Genomic DNA, 6,380 nt, shown 5'->3' on the forward strand with positions numbered 1-6,380 from the left:
TCACCAGCTCCGGGGCTCCCTTGTACTCGATCAGGCGCGGGCAGTCTTCGCTGTCGCCGAGCGTGGCAATCAGCGCGTCGCGCAGCGCTTCGCTGCTGCCCAAGGCGCTGTCTTCGGAGCGTGGCGCCGTCAGCGCCGCGCTCACGATCACAGGCCTGGCGCGCGCAGCCGGCACGCTCGCTTCGGCACGCGCGCCATGCCGTATCAGGGCGCCGGGCGTGCCCACGCGCCCTTGTGCCTCGTCCATTTTCAACAGTACGGCGGCGGCACCACGATCGGAAATCGGCCAGCGCGTGCCCCTGCTGTCGATCACCTCGATGCGGGCCTGGCCGGGCAGGGCGGCGAGCAGGGCTTCAACCTGCGCTGGTCGCAGCGTCACTGCTTCGTCTGCCCCGGTGTCCTGCACAGCGCCCAGATCACGGCCGTTCACCTGCAGGCGCATCGATCCTTCAGGCATTGCACTTTCGCCATCCTCACCGACCCGCAGCCGCACCTTCACTGCCGTGCCGGGACCACCGGCACGTTCCAGCATCAAGCCCAGCAGGCTGTCCGCGTTCTCCGGGCCATAGCCGGCCGCACGGCAGGTGCCGGTGTTGTCGCAGGCCAGGAACCAGTCGTGGTGCACGAACTCGATACCGGGTTCCAACGGTGTGTTTCCGGCGTGGGAGGCAAGTGGCAGCAAGAGACTGGCCAGCAGTACGGACAGCGGGCGATACATGGCGAATTCCTTTTCAGAAGCGAACAAGCATGGGCGATCACCCCGCCTGCGCCAAGCCTGCGCCAAGCCTGCGGAGAGCCTGACAAGCCGAGCGGGGTATCATGGCCGGGTCTTCTAACCCGGCGATGCCGATGTCCCTTGCCGCCGATGCTGCGCAGCCGTCTTCCGATACCCCGACGATCCGCCGCCGCGATGTCGCCGTACCCGGCGCCTGGCCGGACGGCACGCTGCCACTGTTGGCCCGCCTGTACGCCGCACGCGGAGCGCACACCCCGGAGCTGGCGTTGCCCAAGCTGGGCAACCTGCATGCGCCGGAGCTGCTGACCGGAATCGATGCGGCCGTGGACCTGCTGGTCCAGGCCGTCGCCGCTGACAAGCGCATCCTGGTGGTCGGTGATTTCGACTGCGACGGCGCAACCGCCTGCGCGGTCGGCGTGCGCGGTCTGCGCATGCTCGGCGCGCAGCATGTCTTCCACGCCGTGCCCAACCGCATGGTGCACGGTTACGGCCTGTCACCGTCGCTGGTGGACGAGCTGGCTGCGCTGCAGCCCGATCTGCTGGTCACCGTCGATCACGGAATCGCCTGTCATGCCGGCGTCACCGCAGCCAAGGCGCGTGGCTGGCAGGTCCTGGTGACCGATCACCATCTGCCCGGTCCGCAGCTGCCACCCGCCGATGTCATCGTCGACCCCAATCTGGACGGCGACGCCTTCCCAAGCAAGTCGCTGGCCGGCGTCGGCGTGATCTTCTACGTGCTGATGGCGCTGCGTCGGCGGATGCGCGAGGCGGGTGTATTTGCCGATGGCAAAGGTCCGGACCTGACCACGCTGCTGGATCTGGTGGCCGTGGGCACCGTGGCCGACCTGGTGGTGCTGGATGCCAACAACCGCGCCCTGGTCAGCGCGGGGCTGCGGCGGCTGCGCAACGGCCAGGGCTGCGTCGGCCTGAAGGCGCTGATCGAGGCCAGTGGCCGCGACGCCGCGCGACTGACCGCCACCGATATCGGCTTCGGGCTCGGCCCGCGCTTGAACGCGGCCGGTCGGCTGGAAGATATGGCGCTGGGTATCGCGCTGCTGCTCACCGAAGATCCGCGGCAGGCCCGTGACATCGCGCAGACGCTGGAGCAGATCAACGCCGAGCGGCGTGCGGTGCAGCAGTCGATGACCGATGACGCCGAACAGGCGCTGTCACGGGTGGTGCTCGATACCGCAGGGCAGCGTCCGGTGGCGGCCTGCCTGTTCGATGCCGATTGGCACCCCGGTGTGGTCGGCCTGGTCGCGTCGAAGATGAAGGATCGCCTGCATCGTCCGGTGATCGCGTTCGCGCCGGCCGAACCGGGCGCTGACACCCTGCGCGGTTCAGCGCGTTCGATCGCCGGCCTGCATATCCGTGATGCGCTGGCGCTGGTCGATGCACGCCATCCTGGCTTGATCGAGCGCTTCGGCGGTCATGCGATGGCTGCCGGCTTGAGCATGCGTCTGGATCATCTGGCCGACTTCGAAGCCGCGTTCGTCGCCACCGTGCTGGAAATGCTCGACCCGGCGGCACTGCAGCAGCAGGTGCTCAGTGATGGCGAACTGGCAGCGGACGAACTCGATCATCGCCATGCCGATGCGCTGCGTCTGGCCGGGCCGTGGGGACAGGGTTTCCCCGAACCACTGTTCGACGGCCATTTCGAAGTGGCCAACTGGCGCGTATTGAAGGAACGGCATCTGAAGCTGGAACTGCGCCTGCCTGGCGTAGCGGGCACGATCAACGCGATCCACTTCGGTGGTTGGCACGGCAACGCGCCAGGCAAACATGTTCACCTGGCCTATCGCCTGGCCTGCGATGACTATCGCGGTGGCGCCGCTATCCAGCTGATCGTCGAGCACTGCCTGCCCGCATGAGAAAAGGGGACGGAGGGGATTAAGTCGAATGTGCCTTGTTTGCCGTTTGCGACTTGATCCCTTCCGTCCCCTTTTTCTGTGAGGTCAGCGGACCTCGGTCACCCGCGTCGGCAGTTCCCAGGTTCCACCGGGAACGCCACGGCACAGGCCGCCGCTGATCGCTGAGGTCGCGACGAAGCGCGTGCCATCCCAGGTCCACGTTTCATCCGACACGCAGTCGGCCAGACCACGGCCCTTGTGCGAGGCGACAATCTGCCCGTCGCCGTAGTCGATCGCATCGCTGGTCACCCACTGCGGCTGGTAGGGCGCTTTCTCACCGATGACCCAGTAACCATCGCCGGTGTTGTAGGCCGCGCGCCAGCAGGGAACGTTGACCAGCAGGTGCTTGGCATCCAGACGCTGGATCTGCAGTGGCGAATTGCTGATCGAAACATCCGGGTCGGCGTCGAGCAGACCTTCGCAGCTGGGTTCTTTCAGGGTGGCGCGCAGCGCTGCACGCAGCGACGGTGAGGCGGCCAGCTTGGCGAACGCCGGGTCGTCCGGCGGCGTCGACAAGGTCGCTGCCTTGCGCACCACGGGTTTGGCAACGGCGGCAGGCACGCTGCTTTCGGCCGCAGTACCCTTGCGCATCACCGCGCCCGGCGTACCGACGCGGCCCTGGAACTCGTCGGTCTTCAACAGCACCGCTGCTGCGCCCTTGTCCGACAGCGGCCACGCATGGCCGGCGGTATCGACAACGGTGATGCCGCCATCGCGCACCAGCGCCGACAGCAGTGCGGTGGTCTGCGTTGGGCTCAGCGCATAGGTGCCTGTGTCCTTGGCCGGCGCCAGCACGCCGAGATCACGCTGCTGGATGCGCAGGTGCAGTGCGCCCTTGGCCTGCGGCTGGTCATCGATCGGCTGCAACGACACGCGGCCGCTGATGGCTTGATCGGGGCCGCCCTGCCGCGTCAGCAGCACGCTCAGGGTGCTGTCATCGCCACTGGCATAGCCGGCCGCACGGCAGGTGCGGGTGTTGTCGCAGGCCAGGACCCAGTCATGATGCTGGAAATACAGCCCGGCAGGCGCATCGACGGCGCCGGCGGCCAATGGCCAGCTCAGGGCCAGCAGGGTGGGAAGCAGGGGAGAACGCATGGGCATCCTTGCGTGGGATCGGGAAGTCGCACATGGTGCGCCCAGGGACAGCCAAGAGCCAGCATCGAATCGCGTTAACCCCATCTCTCCGTCTGGTGCGTTCTAGCAATCACGATCCCACTGGAGTCCTGTCATGGTCTTCGCCCGTTGCTGCACCGTACTGCTGTTGGCCCTGGCAACCTGGCCGGCTTCGCCCCAGGCGTCGCGTCGTCCGGCACTGCCGATGACGTCCACGCCGTTGCTGATCGCACCCGCGGCGGAACAGCCCGTGCAGCTGCGACAGGCGCGCATCGAGGGCGAGGTGCAGGCCGGCATCGCCCAGACCCGGATCACCCTGGAGTTCCACAACCCCAATCAGCGCGTGCTGGAGGGCGAACTGCAGTTCCCGCTGGGCGAGGGCCAGCAGATCACCGGCTTTGCCCTGGACATCAATGGCGAACTGCGCGAGGCGGTGCCGGTGCCCAAGGACCGCGGTCGCCAGGTGTTCGAGGAGATCGCCCGTCGTGGCGTCGATCCGGGCCTGCTGGAACAGACCGCTGGCAACCAGTTCCGGCTGCGCGTGTATCCGCTGCCCGCCGGCGGCAGCCGCCGCGTGCAGTTGGTCGTACGCGAACCGCTGGCATACGCAGGGCAGGGCTGGCGTTGGACATTGCCGCTGCAGTTCGTCGCCGGCGCCGCTGCCGTCGAACTGGACGTGCAGGCACCGAAGGGTGCTGATGCTGGCAGTGCACCGTTCCGCATCGCCGATGGTCGCCTGCACTGGCAAGGTCGCGGCGCGCAGTTGCCGACCCAGCTGCAATGGACGCTGCCGGCCGAGCGCAAGGCACAGGTGCAGGTTGCCCGCTGGCAGGACGGTCACTACCTGCTGGCACAGCTGCCCGTACCGACGTCGGCCGCGCCACGCCGTGTGCCGTCGGAAGTGGGGCTGCTGTGGGATGGTTCCGGCTCTGCAGGCCAGCGCGACCGCACCCGCGAGTTGGCGCTGCTCGATCGCTACTTCGCGGCGATGGGCGAGGGCAACGTCGCGCTGACCGTGCTGCGTGATCGCGCCGAGCAGGTGCGTCGTTTCCGTGTCCGCAGCGGCGACTGGAGTGAACTGCGCCGGGCGTTGATGGCGGTACAGCCGGACGGTGCCAGTGCGCTGGCGCAGTGGCAGCCGCAGCCCGAGGTGAAGGAATACCTGATGGTCAGCGACGGCCTGCTGACCTATGGGCCGCAGGCGCTGCCAGCGCTGGCAGCCGATCAGCGCCTGTTCGCGATCAGCAGTGCCGGTGCACGCACCGATGCCACCCGCCTGCGCGGCTGGAGCGAGGCGCATGCGGGCAGTTTCGTGGCACTCGGCAGCGATATCGATGCCGCCGCGCGGGAACTGCTGTCGGTACCGCTGGATGTCCAGATCGATGCCGGCCGTGGCGTGCAGGATGTGGTGATCGATCGCCGCAGCCAGGCCCAGGGCTGGCTGTGGTTGCATGCGCGGTTGGCAGCCGAAGGCGTGCCGATGCGGGTGCGCGTGGCCGGCGGCGAGTGGCAGGCACTGCCCGCGACGCAGAAGAACGAAGACGGTGATCTGCTGGCCGGCCTGTGGGCACAGGCGCGCCTGCAGCAGTTGTCGACCGATCGACGCAGCAACCGCGAGGCGATGCAGCGCCTGTCGCAGCAGTTTGGCCTGGTCGGGCCGGACACCTCGCTGATCGTGCTGGAAACCCTGGACGACTACCTGCGCTACGCGATCCGTCCGTCGGGCAAGCTGCGCGCCGAGTACGACCAGCGCTTCGCACGCCAGGTTGCAGACCGCGATGCGGTCGACCGCCAGCGGCTGGACAAGGTGGTGACGCAGTGGCAGCAGCGCCAGCAGTGGTGGAACCGCAGCTGGCCGAAGGGCGCACCGCCGCAGGCGGATGCGAAGGCGCTGGAGGTGGCGGCGGGCGCCCCGCCGGCACCCGTAGCGATGCTGGTCGCTGCGGCGCCGGCTGCAGCGGAGATGCAGTTGAATGCGGACAGTGCCCGCCAGCGTTCGGTCGCACGCCCGGCACCGGCACCGGCACCGATGCAGGAGGTCGCCGCCGATGCGATGGCTGCCGGGCCGGCCGCCGCCAATGACGGCCAGCTGGGAATCCGGTTGGCCGCCTGGCAATCGGATTCGCCGGTAGCCCGTCGCCTGCGCCAAGGGCCGTCGTCGCAGCTGTACGACCGCTATCTCGCCGAGCGCGCAGCGAACGCCAACAGCAGTGCATTCTTCCTCGACGTGGCCGACCTGTTGATCGAACAGGGGCAGCGTGATCTTGCCCTGCGCGTGCTCTCCAACCTGGCCGAGATGGAGCTGGACAACCGCCATCTGCTGCGCGTGCTCGGCTACCGGTTGCTGCAGGCCGACGCTCCGGCGCTGGCGGTGCCGGTGTTCGAGCAGGTGCTGGCGATGGGTCAGGAGGAACCGCAGAGCTTCCGTGACCTGGGCTTGGCGCTGGCCGCAGCGGGCAAGCCGCAGCAAGCGCTGGCGCCGCTGTATCAAGTAGTCGTACGGCCCTGGGATGCTCGTTTCGACGGCATCGCGCTGATTGCCCTGGATGAGCTGACCAACCTGGTGGCCGGCAGCAAGCCGCGTCTGGATACCAAGGGAATCGACCCGCGCCTGCTGCAGG

At 68.2% G+C, this 6,380-nt stretch carries 4 protein-coding genes; 2 read left to right on the forward strand and 2 right to left on the reverse strand.

Features of this window, described 5'->3' with window-relative positions; genetic code table 11:
• Window positions 1-718: DUF1176 domain-containing protein (locus tag DBR20_RS05710; protein ID WP_108265506.1), on the reverse strand; the 718-nt coding region annotated here is incomplete at its 3' end.
• 131 nt (window positions 719-849) lie between these two features.
• On the opposite strand from DBR20_RS05710, the gene recJ reads away from it, so the two are divergent.
• A complete protein-coding gene (gene recJ, locus DBR20_RS05715; protein ID WP_108265507.1) occupies window positions 850-2,607 on the forward strand; it encodes a single-stranded-DNA-specific exonuclease RecJ in 1,758 nt (585 codons plus the stop codon).
• An 84-nt stretch (window positions 2,608-2,691) separates the two neighbouring features.
• On the opposite strand, the gene DBR20_RS05720 is transcribed toward recJ, so the two are convergent.
• A complete protein-coding gene (locus DBR20_RS05720; protein WP_108265508.1) occupies window positions 2,692-3,741 on the reverse strand; it encodes a DUF1176 domain-containing protein in 1,050 nt (349 codons plus the stop codon).
• Window positions 3,742-3,874: 133 nt separating this feature from the next.
• Between DBR20_RS05720 and DBR20_RS05725 the strand changes: the two genes are divergently transcribed.
• A partial coding sequence (locus DBR20_RS05725; RefSeq protein WP_108265509.1) for a VIT domain-containing protein occupies window positions 3,875-6,380 on the forward strand: 2,506 nt, incomplete at its 3' end.

Source organism: Stenotrophomonas sp. HMWF023, assembly GCF_003060985.1.
GTDB lineage: Bacteria > Pseudomonadota > Gammaproteobacteria > Xanthomonadales > Xanthomonadaceae > Stenotrophomonas > Stenotrophomonas lactitubi.